21 protein-coding genes and 4 tRNA genes are annotated in these 21,853 nt (G+C 58.7%); 18 read left to right on the top strand and 7 right to left on the bottom strand.

What is annotated here, in order from left to right; translation table 11 throughout:
• Positions 1-76 precede the first annotated feature (76 nt).
• Positions 77-1,261: a thiolase family protein gene (locus tag ACA079_RS07755; RefSeq protein WP_497703096.1), complete on the top strand. Its 1,185-nt coding sequence runs from the start codon at positions 77-79 to the stop codon at positions 1,259-1,261.
• Between the two features lie 112 nt (positions 1,262-1,373).
• Here ACA079_RS07755 and ACA079_RS07760 read toward each other — a convergent pair whose 3' ends face one another.
• Complete coding sequence (locus ACA079_RS07760) at positions 1,374-1,568, bottom strand: DUF6316 family protein (RefSeq protein ID WP_497704292.1); 195 nt, start codon at positions 1,566-1,568, stop codon at positions 1,374-1,376.
• A gap of 211 nt (positions 1,569-1,779) precedes the next feature.
• Here ACA079_RS07760 and ACA079_RS07765 point away from each other — a divergent pair, with 211 nt between their 5' ends.
• Positions 1,780-2,739, top strand: coding sequence for a DMT family transporter (locus ACA079_RS07765; protein ID WP_497703097.1), 960 nt, complete (start codon positions 1,780-1,782; stop codon positions 2,737-2,739).
• 131 nt (positions 2,740-2,870) lie between these two features.
• Here ACA079_RS07765 and ACA079_RS07770 read toward each other — a convergent pair whose 3' ends face one another.
• Positions 2,871-4,265, bottom strand: a complete 1,395-nt coding sequence (locus ACA079_RS07770) for a class II fumarate hydratase (RefSeq protein ID WP_497703098.1) — start codon at positions 4,263-4,265, stop codon at positions 2,871-2,873.
• Positions 4,266-4,457: 192 nt separating this feature from the next.
• On the opposite strand from ACA079_RS07770, the gene ACA079_RS07775 reads away from it, so the two are divergent.
• From ACA079_RS07775 to ACA079_RS07805, 7 genes are all read left to right on the top strand, one after another.
• Positions 4,458-4,982, top strand: a complete 525-nt coding sequence (locus ACA079_RS07775; RefSeq protein ID WP_149629281.1) for a DUF2059 domain-containing protein — start codon at positions 4,458-4,460, stop codon at positions 4,980-4,982.
• A 12-nt stretch (positions 4,983-4,994) separates the two neighbouring features.
• Positions 4,995-5,294, top strand: coding sequence for a BolA family protein (locus ACA079_RS07780; RefSeq protein ID WP_008151216.1), 300 nt, complete (start codon positions 4,995-4,997; stop codon positions 5,292-5,294).
• A 182-nt stretch (positions 5,295-5,476) separates the two neighbouring features.
• A complete protein-coding gene (gene trhO / locus ACA079_RS07785; RefSeq protein ID WP_497703099.1) occupies positions 5,477-6,418 on the top strand; it encodes an oxygen-dependent tRNA uridine(34) hydroxylase TrhO in 942 nt (313 codons plus the stop codon).
• Between the two features lie 39 nt (positions 6,419-6,457).
• Complete coding sequence (locus tag ACA079_RS07790; protein ID WP_177338865.1) at positions 6,458-7,060, top strand: DsbA family protein; 603 nt, start codon at positions 6,458-6,460, stop codon at positions 7,058-7,060.
• Entirely contained in the window at positions 7,053-8,870 is a 1,818-nt protein-coding gene (locus ACA079_RS07795) for an ABC transporter ATP-binding protein (protein ID WP_497703100.1), read from the top strand. Before ACA079_RS07790 ends, ACA079_RS07795 begins: the two co-directional genes overlap by 8 nt.
• Before the next feature lie 179 nt (positions 8,871-9,049).
• Positions 9,050-11,509 (top strand): EAL domain-containing protein, encoded by a 2,460-nt coding sequence (locus ACA079_RS07800; protein WP_497703101.1) that lies wholly within the window; start codon positions 9,050-9,052, stop codon positions 11,507-11,509.
• A gap of 78 nt (positions 11,510-11,587) precedes the next feature.
• Positions 11,588-12,349 carry an iron-containing redox enzyme family protein gene (locus tag ACA079_RS07805; protein WP_497703102.1) on the top strand — a complete coding sequence of 254 codons (762 nt, stop codon included), beginning with the start codon at positions 11,588-11,590 and terminating at the stop codon, positions 12,347-12,349.
• Positions 12,350-12,434: 85 nt separating this feature from the next.
• Here ACA079_RS07805 and sugE read toward each other — a convergent pair whose 3' ends face one another.
• From sugE to rdgC, 3 genes are all read right to left on the bottom strand, one after another.
• A complete protein-coding gene (sugE, locus tag ACA079_RS07810; RefSeq protein ID WP_008151200.1) occupies positions 12,435-12,749 on the bottom strand; it encodes a quaternary ammonium compound efflux SMR transporter SugE in 315 nt (104 codons plus the stop codon).
• A 119-nt stretch (positions 12,750-12,868) separates the two neighbouring features.
• Positions 12,869-13,834 (bottom strand): bile acid:sodium symporter family protein, encoded by a 966-nt coding sequence (locus tag ACA079_RS07815; protein ID WP_129437363.1) that lies wholly within the window; start codon positions 13,832-13,834, stop codon positions 12,869-12,871.
• A 145-nt stretch (positions 13,835-13,979) separates the two neighbouring features.
• Positions 13,980-14,900: a recombination-associated protein RdgC gene (gene rdgC / locus ACA079_RS07820; protein ID WP_046049133.1), complete on the bottom strand. Its 921-nt coding sequence runs from the start codon at positions 14,898-14,900 to the stop codon at positions 13,980-13,982.
• 160 nt (positions 14,901-15,060) lie between these two features.
• Here rdgC and ACA079_RS07825 point away from each other — a divergent pair.
• From ACA079_RS07825 to ACA079_RS07840, 4 genes are all read left to right on the top strand, one after another.
• Positions 15,061-15,136, top strand: a tRNA-Val gene (locus tag ACA079_RS07825).
• Between the two features lie 19 nt (positions 15,137-15,155).
• Positions 15,156-15,232, top strand: a tRNA-Asp gene (locus tag ACA079_RS07830).
• A 200-nt stretch (positions 15,233-15,432) separates the two neighbouring features.
• Positions 15,433-15,508: transfer RNA gene (locus ACA079_RS07835), tRNA-Val, on the top strand.
• Positions 15,509-15,527: 19 nt separating this feature from the next.
• Positions 15,528-15,604 (top strand) — tRNA-Asp (locus tag ACA079_RS07840).
• 323 nt (positions 15,605-15,927) lie between these two features.
• Here ACA079_RS07840 and ACA079_RS07845 read toward each other — a convergent pair.
• Entirely contained in the window at positions 15,928-17,061 is a 1,134-nt protein-coding gene (locus ACA079_RS07845) for a catalase family protein (RefSeq protein WP_497703103.1), read from the bottom strand.
• Complete coding sequence (locus tag ACA079_RS07850) at positions 17,058-18,866, bottom strand: di-heme-cytochrome C peroxidase (RefSeq protein ID WP_497703104.1); 1,809 nt, start codon at positions 18,864-18,866, stop codon at positions 17,058-17,060. Before ACA079_RS07850 ends, ACA079_RS07845 begins: the two co-directional genes overlap by 4 nt.
• A 269-nt stretch (positions 18,867-19,135) precedes the next feature.
• Between ACA079_RS07850 and bamJ the strand changes: the two genes are divergently transcribed.
• The 5 genes from bamJ to ACA079_RS07875 all read left to right on the top strand — a co-directional run bounded on the left by bamJ (position 19,136) and on the right by ACA079_RS07875 (position 21,845).
• On the top strand, positions 19,136-19,852 hold the full coding sequence (gene bamJ, locus ACA079_RS07855) for a BamJ family beta-barrel-assembly machinery protein (protein ID WP_046056545.1): 717 nt from the start codon (positions 19,136-19,138) through the stop codon (positions 19,850-19,852).
• Positions 19,853-20,146: 294 nt separating this feature from the next.
• A complete protein-coding gene (locus tag ACA079_RS07860) occupies positions 20,147-20,602 on the top strand; it encodes a YkvA family protein (RefSeq protein WP_497703105.1) in 456 nt (151 codons plus the stop codon).
• Positions 20,603-20,715: 113 nt separating this feature from the next.
• Positions 20,716-21,057: a helix-turn-helix domain-containing protein gene (locus tag ACA079_RS07865; protein ID WP_123369006.1), complete on the top strand. Its 342-nt coding sequence runs from the start codon at positions 20,716-20,718 to the stop codon at positions 21,055-21,057.
• On the top strand, positions 21,054-21,425 hold the full coding sequence (locus tag ACA079_RS07870) for a hypothetical protein (protein ID WP_003223109.1): 372 nt from the start codon (positions 21,054-21,056) through the stop codon (positions 21,423-21,425). The genes ACA079_RS07865 and ACA079_RS07870 overlap by 4 nt, the downstream gene beginning before the upstream one ends.
• Positions 21,426-21,845, top strand: a complete 420-nt coding sequence (locus ACA079_RS07875; RefSeq protein ID WP_497703106.1) for an SEL1-like repeat protein — start codon at positions 21,426-21,428, stop codon at positions 21,843-21,845.
• Positions 21,846-21,853: the final 8 nt, after the last annotated feature.

Genomic DNA, 21,853 nt, shown 5'->3' on the forward strand with positions numbered 1-21,853 from the left:
AATGATTGTCGCGGTCGGTAATGCAGTGGACTTATGCTCGGTCCACTCCCAACCGACAACAACAATGAGGTATGCCATGCGTGAAGTGGTGATCGTCGACAGCGTGCGGACCGGCCTGGCCAAATCCTTTCGCGGCAAGTTCAACCTGACCCGTCCGGACGACATGGCGGCCCATTGCGTCAATGCACTGCTGGCGCGCTCGGGCATCGATCCGGCCAGCGTCGAGGATTGCATCGTCGGTGCCGGTTCCAACGAAGGTGGCCAGGGCTTCAACATCGGTCGCAACATCGCGGTGCTGTCGCGCCTGGGCACCGGCACTGCCGGCATGACCCTCAACCGTTTTTGCTCGTCGGGCTTGCAGGCGATCGCCATCGCCGCCAACCAGATTGCTTCGGGTTGCAGCGACATCATCGTCGCCGGTGGCGTCGAGTCGATCAGCCTGACCATGAAAAGCATCAACACCGACAACCTGATCAATCCGCTGCTTAAAGAGCAGGTGCCCGGCATCTATTTCCCGATGGGCCAGACGGCCGAAATCGTCGCTCGTCGTTACGACGTCCGCCGCGAAGAACAGGATCTGTACGCGCTGCAAAGTCAGCAACGTACCGCTCAGGCTCAGGCCGCTGGATTGTTTGACGATGAAATCGTACCGATGGCGGTGAAGTATCGGGTTGAAGACAAGGTCACCGGTCAGGTGCAGATCCTTGACGGCATCGTCGATCACGATGACTGCAATCGCCCGGGCACCACTCTGGAAAGCCTGGCGGGATTGAAACCGGTGTTTGCCGAAGACGGTTCGGTGACGGCGGGCAATTCTTCGCAGCTGTCCGATGGCGCGTCGATGACGCTGGTGATGAGCCTGGAAAAAGCACTGGAACTGGGGTTGAAGCCGAAGGCGTTCTTCCGTGGTTTCACCGTGGCCGGTTGCGAGCCGGATGAAATGGGCATCGGCCCGGTGTTCTCGGTACCGAAGCTGCTCAAGGCCAAGGGTTTGCAGGTTGCCGACATTGATCTGTGGGAACTCAACGAAGCGTTCGCCTCGCAATGCCTGTACAGCCGCATTCGGTTGGAGATTGATAACGACAAGTACAACGTCAACGGCGGTTCGATTTCCATCGGCCATCCGTTCGGCATGACCGGTTCGCGTCAGGTCGGGCATCTTGTGCGTGAATTGCAACGGCGTAATCTGCGTTACGGCATCGTCACCATGTGTGTGGGGGGCGGGATGGGCGCGACCGGGTTATTCGAAGCAGTGCGTTAAGTCTGGGAGATTTGTGTTGCCTGGTTAACCGCTATCGCGAGCAAGCTTGCTCCCACATTTGAAATGCATTCCAATGTGGGAGCGAGCTTGCTCGCGATGGCGGCGCCGCGGTCTATAAGCTCATCCGCAAAAGCAACATCCGCTCAATGTAAGCCTGTACCTCCCGCGCCAATTTCTCCGGGTTTTCAAACGGCCCCTCCAGGGTGTGTTCCCGGGTGCTGAAATACAACTCCCCATTCACACGACACACTCGGTCACAGCGAAAGTGCGTGGCGGGGGCATTGTCCTGGGCGCGTTTGCCGTACATGGCGATCTCCTGAGGAATGTTCCTGTTGGCGAATTCCATGAGCTTATGCATGAACCACTTGCAGCGCCTGACCAACCGATCGACGGCATAGCGCCAATTTAATGGTGCGACCTGCACAGTTTCATTCGCGGCCAACGCCCAACTGTCCCTGTGTGCCGAACGGCGGTAAGCCTAGAATGACCGTTCTCGCCACTTGGCTTCGGGGTTCGCAATGCACATTTCATCGGGTCGCTGGGTTTACGGTCTGTTCCTGGCCTTGGTGACCGCGCTGTTGTGGGGAATCCTGCCGATCAAACTCAAGCAAGTGCTGCTGGTGATGGACCCGGTGACGGTGACCTGGTTTCGACTGACCGTATCCGGCGGGTGCCTGTTCATTTATCTGGCGGCGACCAAACGCCTGCCGAGCCGCAAGGTGCTCGGGCCGCGTGGTGGCTGGTTGGTGTTGATGGCCGTGCTCGGACTGGTGGGCAACTACGTGCTGTACCTGATGGGCCTGAACCTGCTTAGCCCCGGCACCGCGCAACTGGTGGTGCAGATGGGCCCGATCATGTTGCTGATCGCCAGTCTGTTTGTGTTCAAGGAACGGTTCAGCGTGGGGCAGGGGATCGGCCTGCTGGTGCTGTTGATCGGCTTTGCCCTGTTTTTCAATCAGCGGCTCGCCGAGTTGCTGACCTCGCTGACCGAGTACACCACCGGCGTGCTGTTGGTGCTGCTGGCGTCCACGGTCTGGACGTTCTACGCCTTGGGCCAGAAGCAATTGCTCACGGTGTGGAATTCGCTGCAGGTGATGATGGTGATCTACCTGTTCTGCACGATGTTGCTGACGCCGTGGGTGCATCCGCTGGAAGCGCTGCAACTGAGTCCGCTGCAAGGCTGGCTGCTGCTGGCGTGCTGCATGAATACGCTGATTGCTTATGGCGCGTTTGCCGAGGCTTTGGCGCATTGGGAAGCATCGCGGGTCAGTGCGACGCTGGCGATTACGCCGTTGGTGACGTTCGCTGCGGTGGCTGTGGCCGCGTGGTTGTGGCCGGAGTTTGTGCATGCCGAGACGATTAATGGTCTGGGTTATGGCGGGGCGGTGCTGGTGGTGCTGGGGTCGGCGCTGGTGGCACTCGGGCCTTCGTTGATTGCCGGGCTCAGGGCTCGGAAGATTCGGATGGCGGCAGGTTAACCGCGTCATCGTTCATCGCGGGCAAGCCTTGCTCCTACGGGTTTTGTGTCGATACCGGATATTTTGATCGACGCAAAACCCGTAGGAGCAAGGCTTGCCCGCGATGGCTGACTGTCAGGCGCTACAAAAACTCAGCCCTTGGCACCGGCCTCAAGCATATTCTCCGGCCTCACCCACGCATCAAACTCTTCATCCGTCAGATACCCAAGTTGCAACGCCGCCTCACGCAAGGTCAGCCCTTCTGCGTAAGCCTTTTTGGCGATTTCCGCCGATTTGTCATAACCAATGTGCGGATTCAGCGCCGTCACCAGCATCAACCCACGCTCCAGATGTTCAGCCATTTTCTCTGCGTCCGGTTCCAGACCGGCGATGCAGTGCTGCTGGAAGTTACTGCAGCCATCGCCGAGCAGGCGGATCGATTGCAGCAGGTTGTGGATGATCACCGGTTTGAACACGTTCAATTGCAAATGGCCCTGACTCGCTGCAAAACCAATGGCGACGTCGTTGCCCATGACCTGACAAGCCAGCATCGACAGGGCTTCGCACTGAGTCGGATTGACCTTGCCGGGCATGATCGAGCTGCCCGGTTCGTTGGCCGGCAGTTTCACTTCGGCGAAGCCTGCTCGCGGCCCGGAGCCCAGCAGGCGCAGGTCGTTGGCGATTTTCATCAGGGTCACGGCGAGGGTTTTCAGCGCGCCGGACAGCGTGGTCAGCGGCTCATGGCCAGCCAGGGCGGCGAATTTGTTCGGTGCGGTGACGAACGGCAGGCCGGAGAGGGCGGCCAGTTCGGCAGCGATGGCTTCGCCGAAACCGTGGGGTGAATTCAGCCCGGTGCCGACCGCGGTGCCGCCCTGGGCCAGTTCACAGACGGCCGGCAGCGAACTGCGGATCGCCCGTTCGGCGTAATCCAGTTGCGCGATGAATGCGGACAGTTCCTGACCGAAGGTAATCGGCGTTGCGTCCATCATGTGGGTCCGGCCGGTCTTGACCAGTTTCATGTGCCGCGCCGACAGCTCGGCCAATCCGCCCGACAGTTCGCTGATCGCCGGCAGCAGTTGCTGTTGCACTGCCTGGGCTGCCGCGATGTGCATGGCGGTCGGGAAACAGTCGTTGGAACTCTGGGAGCGGTTGACGTGATCGTTAGGGTGTACCGGCGACTTGCCGCCGCGAGCATTACCCGCCAGTTCGTTGGCCCGACCGGCGATCACTTCGTTGACGTTCATGTTGCTCTGGGTGCCGCTGCCGGTCTGCCAGACCACCAGCGGGAACTGGTCGTCGTGGCTGCCGTCGAGCACTTCGTCGGCGGCCTGTTCGATCAGCCGGGCGATGTCGGCGGGCAGGTCACCGTTGCGGTCATTGACCCGCGCCGCGGCTTTCTTGATCAGCGCCAGGGCATGCAGCACTGCCAGCGGCATGCGTTCGTTGCCGATCGCGAAGTTAATCAGCGAGCGTTGCGTCTGAGCGCCCCAGTAGGCTTCATCCGGGACTTCCACCTGGCCAAGGCTGTCGGTTTCGATACGGCTCATCATGCACACTCCTGTAGGTCTGATAGCGCAGTTTAGGCCGTGATCGCCGGTCGTGGTTCCATCAGTCTGGAATTTGACCGTTTAACCCCTCTAAATCAGGCCCGACAAGGCTTGGGGTTGAGTGACACACTTTTTTAGGTGCAGAATGGTCGCCCTTGGGGTAATGACCTCGCCTGCTAGAAAGGAAACTCGATGACTCGTCTTCGTGCCATCTGTACCGCGGTTGCACTGGTTTGCGCCAGCGGCCCTGTTTTTGCCGATACCGCCAGCCACAACGCCAGTGCCGAAGCTTTCCTGACTCTGGCGCACGCTGACAAATTGGGCACTCCGGTGTACATGCAAGTGCAGCAAATGTTCGCTCAACGCTTTGAACAAACCAAAGCCCCTGCGTCGAAAAAAGCCTTGCTGGAAACCTACCAGGCCAAAGCCAACGCCGCGCTGGACCAAGCCATTGGCTGGAACAAGCTGAAGCCGGACATGGTCAAGCTCTACACCACCAACTTCAGCGAATCCGAGCTGAAAGACCTGGTCGCGTTCTACCAGTCGCCACTGGGCAAGAAAGTCCTGGAAAAAATGCCGCAGCTGACTCAGCAATCGGCCCAGATGACTCAAGCCAAGCTGGAAAGCGCCGTGCCTGTGGTCAACAAACTGCTGGCTGACATGACGGCTGAGCTGGAGCCTAAAGGCGCCGCCGCTCCAGCCAAGAAAAAGCCTTAAGCGGAGTTCGGTATGACCATGCAACAACGCATCGAATCGACGCTGGGCCTGTTGCAGCCGCAGCATCTGCAAGTGCTGGATGAAAGCCACATGCACAGCCGTGGGTTGCAGACCCACTTCAAGGCCGTGGTGGTCAGCCAGCAGTTCGAAGGGCTCAACCGCGTCAAGCGTCACCAGAAAGTCTACGGCACGCTCGGCGAGCTGATGGGCGAGTTTCATGCGTTGGCGCTGCATACCTACACGCCAGAGGAATGGGCACAGATCGACGCGGCTCCGGCCTCGCCGACCTGTGCTGGCGGCAGCAAGCACTGAGATCACCACCTGTAGGAGCACGGCTTGCCGGCGATGGCGTACTCAAGATCGCTATCGCTGGCAAGCCAGGCTCCTACAGGACGGTTTATTTTTGCTAGAATCCGCAACGCGCCGCTCACCCGGCGCGTTTTTTTTCGCATCCGGTTCACCCCTTACGAGGGTAGCCACCTGGAGAATCACCCATGACACAACAGATTGTCGTGGCGGCACTGTATAAGTTCGTCACTCTGGAAGATTACGTCGCCCTGCGCGAGCCGCTGCTGCAAGCGATGGTCGACAACGGCATCAAAGGCACGCTGCTGATCGCCGAAGAAGGCATCAACGGCACCGTGTCCGGTAGCCGCGAAGGCATTGACGGGCTGATGGCCTGGCTCAAGAACGACCCGCGCATGGACGACATCGACCACAAAGAGTCGTACTGCGACGACCAGCCGTTCTATCGCACCAAAGTCAAACTCAAGAAAGAAATCGTCACCCTCGGCGTCGAAGGCGTGGACCCGAACAAAAAGGTCGGCACTTACGTCGATCCAGAGAACTGGAACGCGTTGATCAGCGATCCGGAAGTGCTGTTGATCGACACCCGCAACGATTACGAAGTCTCGATCGGCACCTTCGAAGGCGCCCTCGACCCGAAGACCACCAGTTTTCGCGAATTCCCCGACTACATCAAAGCCAATTTCGACCCGGCGGTGCACAAGAAAGTCGCGATGTTCTGCACCGGCGGCATTCGTTGCGAAAAGGCGTCGAGCTATATGCTCAGCCAGGGCTTCGACGAGGTCTATCACCTCAAGGGCGGTATTCTGAAGTACCTCGAAGAGGTGCCACAGGAAGAAACCAAATGGCAGGGCGACTGCTTCGTGTTCGATAACCGCGTGACCGTGCGCCACGACCTCAGCGAAGGCGACTACGATCAATGTCATGCCTGTCGTACACCGATCAGCGTCGAAGACCGCACATCCGAGCACTACGTGGCCGGCATCAGTTGCCCGCATTGCTGGGATAAGCTGAGCGAGAAGACCCGTCGCAGTGCCATCGACCGGCAAAAGCAGATCGAACTGGCCAAGGCTCGCAACCTGCCTCACCCGATCGGCTACAACTACAAGCAAACTCCTTCCGAGGCTTGAACCATGTCCGTGCAACGCCTGCTCTATGTGATGGACCCGATGTGTTCCTGGTGCTGGGGCTTCGCGCCGGTGGCCAACGCGCTGGTCGAGCAGGCGCAAGCAGCGGGTGTGGACGTACACCTGGTGGTGGGCGGTTTGCGTACCGGCAGCGGTTCCGCGCTGGAGCCGACCACCCGGCGCTACATCCTTGAGCATTGGCAGGCGGTCACCGAGGCCACGGGTCAACCGTTCAAGCTGGAAGGCGCGTTGCCCGACGGGTTTGTCTACGACACCGAACCTGCTTGTCGGGCGCTGGTGACCGCGCGCAGCCTGGCGCCGGATTGCGCGTGGAAACTGCTCGGGCTGATTCAGCACGCGTTTTACGCCGAAGGTCGCGACGTCACCCACGCCAGTGTTCTGGTAGAGCTGGCGGAGCAGGCCGGTCTGCCGCGCATCGAGTTCGCCGCCGCGTTCGACCGTGCCGATCAGCACGCCGCGACGGCGGCCGATTTCACCTGGGTCCAGGACCTGGGCATTGCCGGTTTCCCTACCTTGCTGGCTGAGCGTGATGGTCAATTGGCGCTGTTGACCAATGGCTATCAGCCGCTCAGCGTATTGTCTCCGTTGCTCGGCCGCTGGCTGGAGCGCGCTGCCTGTGCATGATCTGCCCGACGACGCGCCAGCTCCTTCACGTGTCGACCGTCTGAGCTGGGCAGAAATCCGTCGCCTGGCGCTGCATCACAAGAAATCCCTTTGGATCGCCAACGGCGTGGCGGTGCTGGCAACCCTGTGTAGCGTGCCAATTCCCTTGCTCCTGCCGTTGCTGGTGGACGAAGTGCTACTGGGCCACGGTGACGCCGCGCTGAAGATCATGAACCACGCGCTGCCCGACGACTGGCAAAAAGCGGCGGGCTACATCGGCCTGATGCTGCTGGTGACCTTGTTGCTACGCTGTGGCGCCTTGTTCTTCAACGTGGTTCAGGCAAAGTTGTTTGCGGCACTGGCCAAAGACATCGTGTATCGCATTCGCACACGGCTGATCGAACGGCTCAAGCGCATTTCCCTGGGCGAATACGAAAGCCTGGGCAGCGGCACGGTGACCACGCACCTGGTCACCGACCTGGACACCGTGGACAAATTCGTCGGCGAAACCCTCAGCCGTTTCCTCGTCGCCATGCTGACGCTGGTCGGCACCGCGAGCATTCTGATCTGGATGCACTGGAAGCTGGCGCTGCTGATCATGCTGTTCAACCCGCTGGTGATCTACGCCACGGTACTGCTGGGCAAACGGGTCAAGCACCTGAAGAAACTCGAGAACGACAGCACCTCGCGCTTTACCCAGGCGCTGACCGAAACCCTCGACTCCATTCAGGAAGTACGCGCCGGCAACCGTCAGGGATTTTTCCTCGGTCGCTTGGGACAGCGAGCCCGGGAAGTGCGCGATTACGCCATTACCTCCCAGTGGAAAACCGATGCCTCGAACCGTGCCAGCGGCTTGCTGTTCCAGTTCGGCATCGATATTTTCCGTGCGGCGGCGATGCTCACCGTGCTGTTTTCCGACCTGTCCATCGGCCAGATGCTCGCGGTGTTCAGCTACCTGTGGTTCATGATCGGTCCGGTGGAACAGCTGCTGAATCTGCAGTACGCCTATTACGCGGCCGGCGGCGCGCTGTCGCGGATCAACGAATTGCTGGCCCGGGCCGATGAGCCTGAATACCCGGGCGGTGTCGACCCGTTCAACGGTCGCGAAACCGTGGGCATCGAAGTCCAGGGATTGAGTTTCGGTTACGGCGACGAGCTGGTGTTGAACCAGATGAACCTGTCGATCGCCCCCGGCGAAAAAGTCGCGATTGTCGGCGCCAGCGGTGGTGGCAAAAGTACCTTGGTGCAGTTGCTGCTGGGCCTGTACACGCCGCTCGCCGGGACGATCCGCTTCGGCGGCTCGACCCAGCAAGAGATCGGCCTGGAAACCGTGCGGGAAAATGTCGCCGTGGTCTTGCAACATCCGGCGCTGTTCAACGACACCATCCGCGCCAACCTGACCATGGGCCGCGAACGCAGCGACGAAGCCTGCTGGCAGGCATTGGAGATTGCTCAGTTGCACCACACCGTTCGTGAGTTGCCCAACGGCCTGGACAGCATCGTCGGGCGTTCTGGCGTGCGTTTATCCGGCGGGCAGCGCCAACGCCTGGCGATTGCGCGGATGGTGTTGGCCGAGCCCAAGGTGGTGATCCTCGACGAAGCCACCTCAGCGCTGGATGCCGCCACCGAATACAACCTGCACCAGGCGCTGGCGCGGTTCTTGAGCAACCGCACCACGTTGATCATTGCGCATCGGTTGTCCGCGGTGAAGCAGGCTGATCGGGTGCTGGTGTTTGATGGCGGACAAATTGCAGAGGATGGCGACCATCAGCAGTTGATTGCAGATGGGGGGTTGTACGCCAAGCTTTATGGGCATTTGCAGCAGCACTAGCCAATGCGCACTGAGCTGTTGTTCGCTTTGTTTGTCTGCTGCGCTCCAAAAAAACAGCGACTTATAGGCACTTCCCCGCAACGGTAGTGGCTATTCGCTTGCCGGGATCAAGAACGCACCCTAGTCTAGCTGTAGCGATCACGTTGGATGATGATCTGGCAGTGCTAAAAAGGGACCTCATGAATCAAGCGCGGACTCTCGGAACGCCACGGTTGTTGGGCATCGTCTGGCCATTTATTGCCGTCGTGTTATTCCAAGCCTTGCTGGGCGGTGTCAGCCTGTATGTTCTGTCGGCGGTTCGCGGCTACGTTGCCGGTGAAAGCCTGTGGTCCAAAGGCCAAAAAGACGCCATCTATTACCTCAATCTCTACGCCGACAGTCACGACGAGACGATATTCAACAAATACCAGAACGCGATCACGGTGCCTCAGGGTGGCCACGAATTGCGTGTGGCGCTGGATCATCAGCCGCCGAATATCGAAGCCGCGCGCGTGGCGATCCTCAAGGGCGGCAACCACCCGGATGACATCAATAGTGTGATCTGGCTGTACCTGAATTTCCGGCACTTCAGTTACCACGAGAAAGCCATCGGCCTCTGGACGGTGGGCGATGCGTATCTGGTGCAACTCGATGCCATTGCGCGGGAGATGCATCAGCGCATCACCACCCGTCAGGCCACCGATGCCGATATCAAGCGCTGGAAGGATCAGATATTCGTCATCAACGAAAGTGTGACACCGGCAGCGAAGGCCTTCAGCGATGCCTTGGGCGAAGGCTCGCGGATGATCCTGCGGCTGCTGCTGGTGACCAACCTCGCCACCGCCTTGGGCTTGATCGTCCTGGCCTTGATGCGTACACACAAACTGCTCAAGCACCGCAATGCGTTCGCCGAGGCCCTGCAGTTGGAGAAGGATCGGGCGCAGATCACCCTTCAATCGATTGGCGATGGCGTGATCACCACGAATGTCGACGGCGCGATCGCCTACATGAACCCGGCCGCCGAGGCGCTGACCCACTGGAAGGCGGAACAGGCGACGGGTTTGCCGCTGGCGGCGCTGTTCAATCTGCTGGACGAGAACGCTCAGGCCGATGGCTTCACGTTGATAGAACACATTTTGAGCGGACAGCTCAGCGGTGGCAGCGAACACTCAAAACTGATCCAGCGTCTGGATGGCAGCACAGTTTCGGTCACCCTGGTCGGTGCGCCGATCCGCAACGCCGGCAAGGTCAGCGGTACCGTGCTGGTGCTGCACGACATGACCCAGGAGCGGCAATACATTGCCAATCTGTCCTGGCAGGCGACCCATGACGCCTTGACCGGGCTCGCCAACCGCCGCGAGTTCGAATATCGCCTGGAACAGGCGCTGCACAACCTGACACGGCAGTCGGGGCGCCATGCCCTGATGTTCCTCGATCTGGATCAGTTCAAACTGGTCAACGATACCTGCGGCCATGCGGCGGGTGACGAGTTACTGCGGCATATCTGCGCTCTGTTGCAATCCGGTTTGCGCGAAGGCGATACCCTGGCCCGACTGGGTGGCGACGAGTTTGGCATCCTGTTGGAGAACTGCGCCCCGGAAGCCGCCGAAAAAATCGCCGAAGGCCTGCGTCAGACCGTGCAGAACCTGCACTTCGTCTGGAAAGGCCGACCGTTCGTGACCACTGTGAGCATCGGGCTGGTTTACGTCGCTCAGAATCCGACCACTCTCGAAGCCTCGCTGCGCGCTGCTGACATGGCCTGCTACATGGCCAAGGAGAAGGGCCGCAATCGGGTTCAGGTCTATCACGCCGACGATTCGGAACTGTCCCTGCGCTTCGGTGAGATGGCTTGGGTGCAGCGCTTGCACATGGCGCTGGAAGAAGACCGCTTCTGTCTGTACGCCCAGGAAATCGCGCCGCTTGGTCATATCGAGAAGGGCGGTGGACATATTGAGATTCTGTTGCGCCTGCATGACGAAGCCGGACGCATGATTTTACCCAACAGTTTTATTCCGGCTGCTGAGCGTTATGGTCTGATGACATCCCTTGACCGCTGGGTTGTGCAGAACGTTTTCAAAGTCATTGCCCAATGTATAGCCGAACAGCGCAAAGGGCCGTTGGCCATGTGTGCGATTAATCTGTCAGGCACAACTATCGGAGATGACGCGTTTCTGCACTTCCTGCGTGAACAGTTTGTTACTTACTCCATACCGCCTGAAATGATTTGTTTTGAAATCACTGAAACCAGTGCAATTTCCAATCTCGGAAGTGCAATCAGATTTATTAATGAACTCAAAGGTTTAGGTTGCCACTTTTCACTGGATGACTTTTGCGCCGGAATGTCCTCATTCGCATACTTGAAACATTTACCTGTAGACTTCTTGAAGATCGATGGGAGTTTCGTAAAGGATATGCTGGACGACCCGATTAACCGCGCCATGGTCGAAGTCATCAATCACATCGGTCATGTAATGGGTAAGCGTACGATTGCCGAGTTTGTTGAAACACCCCAGATCGAGCAGGCATTGCTGGAGATCGGGGTGGATTACGCTCAAGGGTATGTTATTGAACGCCCGCATTTGTTTACCTGCGACAGTTTACAAAGTCGTCCAGCCAGGCCTCAGCCTTTGTTATTCAAGGCGCCTGGCACGTTCCGTTGAAATCTCTTGCTGATCCTTATAATCACAATCAAAAGGAGCTCGACAGTGATCGATACATTCAACCGAACCGGACCACTCATGGAAGCTGCAAGTTATCCCGCCTGGGCTCAAAGCCTGATCCAGGATTGCAGCGAGAGCAAACGCCGAGTTGTCGAACACGAACTGTATAAGCGTCTGCGTGATAACAAACTCAGTGCAAAGACCATGCGTCAGTACCTGATTGGTGGCTGGCCGGTAGTCGAACAGTTCGCGTTATATATGGCACAGAACCTGACCAAGACTCGCTTTGCCCGCCATCCAGGTGAAGACATGGCGCGTCGCTGGCTGATGCGGAACATACGCGTCGAATTGAACCATGCCGATTACTGGGTGCACTGGAGCCGTGCTCACGGTGTCAGCCTGGAAGATTTGCAAGCGCAAAAGGTTGCCCCTGAACTTCACGCCTTGAGCCACTGGTGCTGGCACACCAGTTCGTCGGATTCGCTGATCGTTGCCATTGCCGCCACCAACTACGCCATTGAAGGTGCGACCGGGGAGTGGTCGGCGCTGGTCTGTTCCAGTGGCGCCTACGCGGCATCATTCCCCGAGGAAGATCGCAAGCGGGCCATGAAGTGGTTGAAGATGCATGCCCAGTACGACGATGCCCATCCGTGGGAAGCGCTGGAAATCATCTGCACGCTAGCCGGCATGAACCCAAGCAAATCCCTGCAAGTGGAATTGCGTCACGCAGTCTGCAAGAGCTACGACTACATGTTCCTGTTCCTGGAGCGTTGCATGCAGCTTGAGCATGCGGGAAAGGCTCCTGTCGCGCGTGGGCGCATGGAGCTGGCCGAGAGCTGATCGTTTAATAGACGCCATTGAAAAAGCCCGCTCCCCCTGTCTGTATCGAAAGGGGAGCGGGCTTTTTCGTAATGGCAGCAATCAGTCAGGCGCTGATCTTCAGCCCAACCAGCCCGGAAATGATCAGCGCCACACTGGCGAGCCTGAACAACGCCATGGATTCACCGAACAGAATGATCCCGGCAATTACCGTCCCGACCGCACCGACACCTGTCCAGATCGCGTAGGCCGTGCCCAGCGGCAATTCCTTCATGGCAAGGCCCAGCAAGCCAAGGCTGATGGCCATGGCGGCAACGGTCAATGCGGTGGGGAGAGGGCGGCTGAAGCCATCGGTGTATTTCAGGCCGACGGCCCAGCCAACTTCGAACAGGCCGGCGAAAAACAGAATGATCCAGGACATGAGAGACCTCCATCGATTGACGGGGTCGTCCCCAGATTAATGACTCGATCGAGCCGCGAGGTCGTCCTCGCGTTGCGCAATAGAGTGCCCATCATTAACCCGAGGATCAAGTTTTCGGATCAGTCGATAGCCTGCTGAGCCGCTGTTTCCCGATCTTCTTTCTCGCTCATCCGGCGGAAATAGGTCGAGAGCAGCGCCCCGGAGATGTTGTGCCAGACACTGAACAACGCACTCGGCACCGCCGCCAGCGGCGAGAAGTGCGCACTGGCCAGCGCTGCACCCAGCCCGGAGTTCTGCATGCCGACTTCCAGCGCCAGGGATTTGCGCTGGGCCAGTGGCAACTTGAACAGTCTTCCGGTGAAGTAACCCAGCAGATAGCCGAAGCTGTTATGCAGCATCACCACGGCCATGATCAGCAGGCCGGATTCGGCGATCTTTGCCTGGCTGGCGGCCACCACGGCTGTGACGATAATGACGATGCTCACCACCGAGATCAGCGGCAGCACGTCCACCGCGTGGCGAACCCGATCACCCAGCAGGCGCTGGGCAACCACGCCAAGCACGATCGGCAACAGCACCACTTGCAGGATTGACCAGAACAGCTCCATGAACGACACCGGCAACCAGGCTGAGGCCAGCAGCCAGATCAGCGCCGGGGTCAGCAGCGGGGCGAGGAGGGTGGTGACAGCAGCGATGGCCACCGACAGCGCCAGATCGCCGCGGGCCAGCCAGGTCATCACATTCGACGAGGTGCCGCTAGGGCAGCAGCCGACCAGGATGACGCCGACAGCGATCTCCGGTGGCAAGTGGAAAGCCTGGCAAAGCAACCACGCCACACCGGGCATGATCACGAAATGAGCAACCACGCCCAGGGCCACACGCCATGGATGGCGAGCGACTTCGGCGAAGTCTTCAAGTTTGAGGGTCAGGCCCATGCCGAACATCACCAGGCCCAACAGCGGCACGATCGCACCCTTCAGGCCGATGAACCAGGTCGGTTGCAGGAACGCCACGACGGCGAAAATCAGTACCCAATAAGCGAAGGTGTTGCCGACAAAACGACTCAATGCAGCCAGTGCACGCATGGCCTGATCCTTATTCTTGAGTAACACCACAAAACCAATATGGGAGCGAGCTTGCTCGCGATAGCGTCAAAACAGTCGACATTAATGCCGACTGACAGTCCGCTATCGCGAGCAAGCTCGCTCCCACAGTAGATAGCACAGGTCTTTAGATTCCTTGCGGAGTCTCTTCGCCGCCCAACGCTTCAACCAGCGCCGGCAGGAAGTCACCGAAGGTCAGCATCATCAGGGTGAAGCTGGCGTCCAGTTGGCCGAGGGCTTCTTCGCCGCCGTCCTGTTCCGCCTGGTCTTGCAGCAAGTCTTCGAACTTCAGGCGCTTGACCACCATCTTGTCGTCAAGAACGAAAGACAGCTTGTCTTGCCAGGCCAGCGACAGCTGAGTGACCACTTTGCCGGTGCTCAGGTGCAGCTGGATTTCTTCGCTGGTCAGGTCCTGGCGCTTGCAGCGCACGATGCCGCCGTCTTCGTGGGTATCACGCAGCTCGCACTCGTCCAGCACGAAGAAATCGTCCGCGGCTTTCTGGGTGGTGACCCATTCAGTCATGGTCGCGGTAGGGGACATCTTCACGGTCAGCGGACGTACCGGCAGCGTGCCGATGACTTCACGCAGGGTGGACAACAGGTCTTCGGCACGTTTCGGGCTGGCCGAGTTGACCAGGATCAGGCCCTGTTTCGGCGCGATAGCTGCGAAAGTCGACGAACGACGAATAAAGGCGCGCGGCAGGAAGGCCTGGATGATTTCATCCTTGATCTGGTCGCGTTCCTTTTTGTAGACCTTGCGCATTTGTTCGGCTTCGATCTCTTCGACCTTTTCCTTCACCGCGTCACGCACGACGCTGCCCGGCAGAATGCGCTCTTCTTTACGCGCGGCGATCAGCAGGAAGTCGCCGCTGATGTGCACCAGCGGAGCATCTTCGCCCTTGCCGAATGGCGCGACGAAACCGTAGGTGGTCAACTCCTGGCTTGCACATGAACGCGCCAGTTTGGTGGCCAGTGCAGTTTCCAACGCCTCGGCATCAAAAGGCAGATCTTGGGTCAGGCGATAGATAAGCAGGTTTTTGAACCACATGAGGCGAGTCTCTCCTTTATACAAAGGGGGGCATTATTCTCTTCGCGGCGCCATAGGCCAACCCTTCTCTAAGCCTTTGGAAGGCCTGAAAAAATTAATTAAAAAAGTGCTTGCCAGAGATGTGGTCGCTCCGTAGAATGCGCGCCACACCGAAAGTGAAGGGTGATTAGCTCAGCTGGGAGAGCGTCTGCCTTACAAGCAGAATGTCGGCGGTTCGATCCCGTCATCACCCACCATTCGCTTCCAGTGTTACGCGCAGCGGTAGTTCAGTCGGTTAGAATACCGGCCTGTCACGCCGGGGGTCGCGGGTTCGAGTCCCGTCCGCTGCGCCATATTCGGTTATCTGGAACGCTGAACGCCAGGTCACCACGGAAGAGCCCGCTTAACGCGGGTTTTTTTCTGTCCAAAGTTTGTAAGTTGTTCCTGCAGGTCGCGTCGTTTTTTAGGTTTTCAGATTTTTTTGAAGAATTATTCAATTAAATCAACACTTTATGAAAATCTGTGGCACAATGCGCCCCGCAACGAAGGTAAAGGGTGATTAGCTCAGCTGGGAGAGCGTCTGCCTTACAAGCAGAATGTCGGCGGTTCGATCCCGTCATCACCCACCACTTACTTTCAACGCTACGCGCAGCGGTAGTTCAGTCGGTTAGAATACCGGCCTGTCACGCCGGGGGTCGCGGGTTCGAGTCCCGTCCGCTGCGCCATATTCGGTAACCTGGAACGCTGAACGCCAGGTCACCACAGAAAGCCCGCTTAATGCGGGCTTTTTGCTGTCTGGGGTTTGGCTTTTTGCCGATAATCCATGAAAAGCGAGTTACGCCATCACTCGATCTGTAGCAGCTGGCGAAGCCTGCGTTCGGCTGCGCAGCAGTCGTAAACACTGAGTCCCGGATGGATCTGACGCGCCGCGTTGTGTGGTCTTGCGACTGCTGCGCAGCCGAACGCAGGCTTCGCCAGCTGCTACACGCATGCGGTAGTGCGTTGGCCTGCGTCGATCGTCGAGTCGTTTTTTATTTCTGCCTGCCTCTCATTGTTCGGCGTTGCGGCTGTGCCGGTAGTCGCTGACTGCTTCATACACGGCTTTGCGCAACCGGTTGATGCCGCCAATGGGGCGATGAGCCTCAAGGCCAAACCACGGGTTGAACGACTGGTTATCGCATTGCACGTTCAGCGCAGGCGTATCGAAGTCCTGAGCGGGTACGTTGATCCGCGCCACGGTCTCGAACAGAGCATCGCTTTGCTGCCACTCAATGCTCGTGTCTTCGATCGGCATGTATTTGGCCGGGTCCTGGCGCTGTATCTGCAGGACGAAACAGGCCGGCATCCGGTCGGTCGACAGTTGCTGGTTCAGCGCATTGCGCAGGAAGTTCGGTAACTTCTGGTTTTGCGCGGGCAGGGTGTAGGTCGGGCAGCTTGCCGGATCGGGCATGACGCGGAACTTGGCATTGGCTTCGCCGAATTTGTAGGGCGATACCGAAAAGTATGTCGTCTGGGTCGGGCTTTCCGGGGCGGGTGAAAGTGTCGCCAGCGCGATAAAAAGATGGCGAACCTGCCAGGTCCGTGGGTCCCAACCCGGGAAGAACGCCATCAGCTTCTTGCCGTCAGCCTGTGCGGCTACATTCTGACGGTACTCGGCGACATCGCTGACGAAGAAATTCGGATGGCTGAACATCACGAAGTCCTGTTCGCCACGACTCTGTTGATCATGCAGCAGTTGTTTACCGGGCACATCGAGCAACTTGATCGCCATGCCCCGTGCATCGCGGATGCTGTCGAACTGCGGGTAGGCATTGCCGTTGGACAGCCGCATCGTCGCTTGCCAGGTTTTGCCAGGTTCGCTGAACACACCCTGACGCAGTTCGCCCGCCAGATCCGACAGCACCTGAACCTCGGCCTTCACGCAACCATGGGCCTTGGCATGGGCGTCGCGCAGATAGCGGGTGCTTTCGCGGTGCTGATCGACGATGCGCACGGCGGTCTGGATGATGTCTTGGGTCATCGCTGATTCGCCATCCGGAATCAGTTCTTCAGCCGAAACCGGGCCGCTGTGCTGCCAGGCGAACCACGCCGTGGCCAGCGCCCAGCCGAGCAATCCAAGGCCTAGCGACCACAGCAGGGTTTTGCCGAGAAAGGCGCCAAAACGCATCCAGAGTCTGCTCATGGCAATTGTGCCTCCAACGGACCGCCCAATACTTTCAAGTACTCCAGCAACGCCCAGCGTTCCTCCGGTCGCAGCCAGCGGCCGATAACGCCGTCGCCACGCTTGCCTGCCCGGAACTCGTGACCGCTGTTGTGATTGCCGGTGATGCGCGTGTCAAACATGAAGCCATTGGTGAAGGCCTCGGTGCGATAGCCAAGGTGCCTCGGGTCGTACTCGAAAGTGCCTTTGTAGAAGGTGGTTGCGCGTTCATCCTGGGGCGAGAGCAACTGATAAATGCTCGGCACTGAACCGTTATGCAGAAACGGTGCGGTGGCCCAGACTCCTGCCAATGGCCGCGCCTTGTAGGCGCGCAATTCGCGCACGCCAATCGGCAGGCCGAAACCATCCATGTCCGGTCGTTCGGCCTTAGGAATGTTTGCTTCACGGAAGGCCCGGTTTCCCACGAAAGCGGTGACGTAGGCCAACCCTTTAGCCGATGAGAGCTTGCTCAAATCCAGCGATTCAGTAGGAGTCGGCTGCAATTGCACATCCAGTTGTGCCAGCTCTGCCGGATCCCATTGCAAGGCTGTGAGGTCGAAGCGATGGTCGGCGATGTTATTGGCCGCGCCCGGGTCTGTGCCGATGAACTCCACGGGCAGCATTTTCAAATGTTGCACCCCGCGCCCGTCGCTCTGGACCGATCGAGGTACATGGCAGCCGGTGCAGTTCTCGCTGAATAATTCGCGACCTTTTGCGGCCTGGGTTTTATCGATGACGCCCAGCAGTTCTTCCGGCCAGGCTGGCGGTTTGAGCCGTTGCAGGGTTTGTTCGATCAAGTGCAGGTCGCGCAAGCGGACACTGGACGGATAACGAGCGTCACCTTTGAGCGGTTGGCCGTTAACGTCGAAGAAATTCAGAGTGGCGCCCATCCCCAAGGCCTCGCCGATGTTCCGGGCCATCGGTTGCTGCGCCGAACCGTTCCACTGCACCCAGTCGAAGGTCCACATGTCCCACAGTTGCGGATAGTCGACCGGAGCGTTGGCGACGCGGTAGTTGGCGGGGGAAATCGCATCGCCGAAACTGGCGTTGGCAATGCGCCCGAAAGCGTCGGTGCGGCCGGGGCCTTCTTCGGTGGGATAGAGCCCGCGATGGGTGTCGTTCCAGGCCACCTTCAAGAAGGTGTCGAGCGAGACTTTGACGTCTTTGCGCAGTTGTTGATGCCGGGCATCGTAGTCCTGGCCCAACACGTTGCGTGCGAAACGTTCGAATTTCCACGGGTTGTAGTAAGTCGACGTCAGGCTCGCTACCAGCGCTTGTCCGAAACTGCCGCCGCGCAACGTAGGAACGCTGGATGGCAGAACGTGTTGCGCCGAACCGCCATCGATGCGCACGGCCTGGCCGTTAAAGCGCAGTTGGCCGGTGTGGCAGGCAGCGCAGGTGATGTCCAAAAACTCATCCTGGCTTCCAGGGTTCTGATGACGGGCAAAACCCACTGGCAGATTGCCGGGGTTGTTCGGCGTGGGTCTTTGGCTGGGGTCGATCAGAAAACCGAAGCGGGCGAGGTATTCGGGGGCGGCGAATCGCTGTTGCGAGAACGGTAATTCGAGCGCCTTGAACCAGTCATAGCGCAAGCCTTTGACCTGGGTACCCTGGGGCGTGAAGTAGTAAGTCTCGCGGTCGCTGGCGCTCCATTGCTCCAGGTAATGCACCTGCTGCACGGGTGACCAGGCCGGCAGTTTCGGGTTGGCGACGTAGTACAGAACCACGGCGAGGCCCAACCCCAGCAGGACTGCGAACAGAACCAGCAAGCGAAAGAAGAGGCGCAAGATAAACATCCATGTCGATTTGAAGCTCCCTTATGCCTCGGCACCTGAGGTGCGGCAAGTGGCCATTACGCCAGATGCTGGGGTTCTGCTATCGGTCTTTGTTAGCGCAAGATGACAGAAGCTTCATCAGCCCATTCCCGAAATGCGTTAAAACACCTGAACTTATCAGATGTTTCCTGCTCTCATGCCGGTAGCCATTGGTCGTGGCCGCCTGATAAGCTCGCGGCTTTAATTCGATTGCCCTTTAGGCGCATGAACAAGGAAATAGCATGAAACAGCATCGGTTGGCGGCGGCGGTGGCCCTGGTTAGCCTGGTACTTGCGGGTTGTGATTCGCAGACCAGCGTAGAGCTGAAAACCCCGGCGCAAAAAGCTTCCTACGGGATTGGCCTGAACATGGGCAAGAGCCTGGCTCAGGAAGGTATGGATGATCTGGACTCCAAAGCCGTAGCCCAAGGCATCGAAGATGCCGTCGGCAAGAAAGAACAGAAGCTGAAGGATGACGAACTGGTCGAAGCCTTCGCAGCACTGCAAAAGCGTGCTGAAGAGCGTATGGCCAAAATGAGCGAAGAGTCGGCAGCTGCCGGCAAGAAATTCCTCGAAGACAACGCCAAGAAAGCCGGTGTAACCACCACCGCTTCGGGCCTGCAGTATGAAGTGGTCAAGAAAGCCGATGGCGCACAGCCTAAGCCGACCGACGTAGTGACCGTTCACTACACCGGTACCCTGACCAACGGCACCGTTTTCGACAGTTCCGTCGAGCGTGGCAGCCCGATCGATCTGCCGGTCAGCGGTGTGATTCCGGGTTGGGTCGAAGGCCTGCAACTGATGCACGTTGGAGAGAAGTACAAACTGTACATCCCTAGCGAGCTGGCTTACGGCGCCCAAAGCCCAAGCCCGGCGATTCCAGCCAACTCGGTGCTGGTATTCGACCTGGAACTGCTGGCAATCAAAGATCCAGCAAAACAAGACGCCGTTACCAAGTAATCAGCGTCTGCACTAAAAACAACGCCTCGCTTATGCGGGGCGTTGTTGCATCTGGCGTTCAGCAAAGGTAAACAAAGCGAACGGATGCTGTAGGCTGGAGTCATAGCCATTGAGGACGCCCGTGCTAGCCGCGCCAGAGCGCCAAGTCAATGAAATCTTGGGTTTTTTTATGTGAGTAAAAAACGCCCGATCTGAGTTGGGCCCTTATGAAACGGGGCTTTCAGCCTTGAAATGCAGCTCTGTTCACAAGGTTATCCACAATTTGTGTGGATAACATTTCAGTGGGAGGGAATGATGAAAACACCCTGGAATTTCGCTCGTTTCCTGCCTCTGGCCGGACGCCTGCTCGCGCGTGGACGTTTGCCGACCCTGCTCTTCGCGGTGGCCAGCAAAGGTGCCAGCCAGGGTAACCGGCTGGGCAAGCTCAAGGATGATCTACGCCTGTTGCAGGCGCTTTGCCTGGCTTACTGGCGCGGTGAGTATCGGTCCATCAGCCCCAAAGCCCTGATATCGGTCGTGGCTGGCCTGATGTACTTCCTCAGCCCGCTGGATGCCATTCCGGACTTCATTCCAGTGTTCGGCATGCTCGATGACATCGCGGTGCTGGCCTGGCTGATGAAGGTTCTCGATGATGAACTCAACGCCTTCCGCGCCTGGCGCAAGCGTCAGTTGCCGGAAAAACTTGCGGTGGTCGAACGCCTGCCCGATTCCCCGGAACAACTTCAACTTCAGGGGCCGAAAAAAAACTGAACTGATTCAATCTCATCCATAGATTGATACCCCCGCGACCTTGGCCGCTGTTAGGATTACACTTCTAAGGAAAAGTGCCGACTCGCTAAGTGTTGTTGTCCTACGGGGTAGTCATGGATATTCAGATAATTACACGCGAAGGAGAGCCCGAGTATGCGGTTCTGCCATGGGCTCAGTATCAGGCTCTACTAAAAGCAGCAGGCATCAATGAACAACCGCCGCGGGTCGCCCCAGAGCGTCACGCAGCAACACCAGACCAGATTCTTCCGGGTCTGGATCAACTACGCAGTTTGCGCGAAGGGAAGGGCATCGCCATCGAGGCGTTGGCCCGCACGGTAGGCATCAGCCCGTCTTATCTGGCCTTGATCGAAAGTGGCGAGCGTCTACCCGACGCTGCGATTCGCCGCAGCCTGGCCTGGGAATTGACGGTGCCAGGGTGGAGGGATGAATCGTGAGCGTACGCATCAGTCGTCAACATTGGGACGGGTTGCTGGGCGAACTGGATCAGGCGCGCCGCCAGCGTCATCTTCTGACATACCGGGCGTTGCTCGAACGTTTGCAACTGCCCACGCCGGCCATGCAAACCCTGACCGCCGCGCTTGAACATCTGGCCGCGCTGGACGCCAAGGCCGAGCAGCCATTGCGCAGTTCGCTGGTGATCAGCCAGGGCGCCAGCCGCCTGCCGCGCACCGGATTCTTTGAGTGTGTCGAACGTCTGGGGCGTTTCTCCGGGCCGTCCGATGGTGTGGCCGCAGCGTCCTGGCATGCCTCGGAAGTGGTGCGGGTGTTCGAATATGAGTACCCGGAATCGGCGGAGGCCTGAGTGTTTTTAAAACTCAAGGCGCGGGCCAGCTACTGGCTGGCTCGCCGCTTGTTTCACTGGTCTTGGTTTGTGCGCCAACCGCGTGGCTGGAGCTGGCTCGAAGGCCAGTTCGCACGCATGGCGAACCTGGGTGATGTTGGCGCCCAGAGCTTCTACGGCCACATCCTGACCTTTCGCGGCGTCGGCCTTGGTGCGCGTGAGGAAGGTGTGCGATTGCTGCGCCTGGCGGCTTTGGCGGGGGATGGCAAAGCGGCGTATCAAGTTGGCGTGATCAGTCTCGCCGGAACGCCGAGCAAGGCGCCGGATGCGGTTGAAGCTGCGCGATTTTGGGGGATTGCTGCGAAGGCTGGGCATCCGCTGGCGGAGATCAAACTCAGAGAGCTTGAGTCCCGTGACTCCGACCCTCCACCTACAAATTAAGGTTGCCT

It is taken from the genome of Pseudomonas sp. LBUM1645 (genome assembly GCF_059716185.1).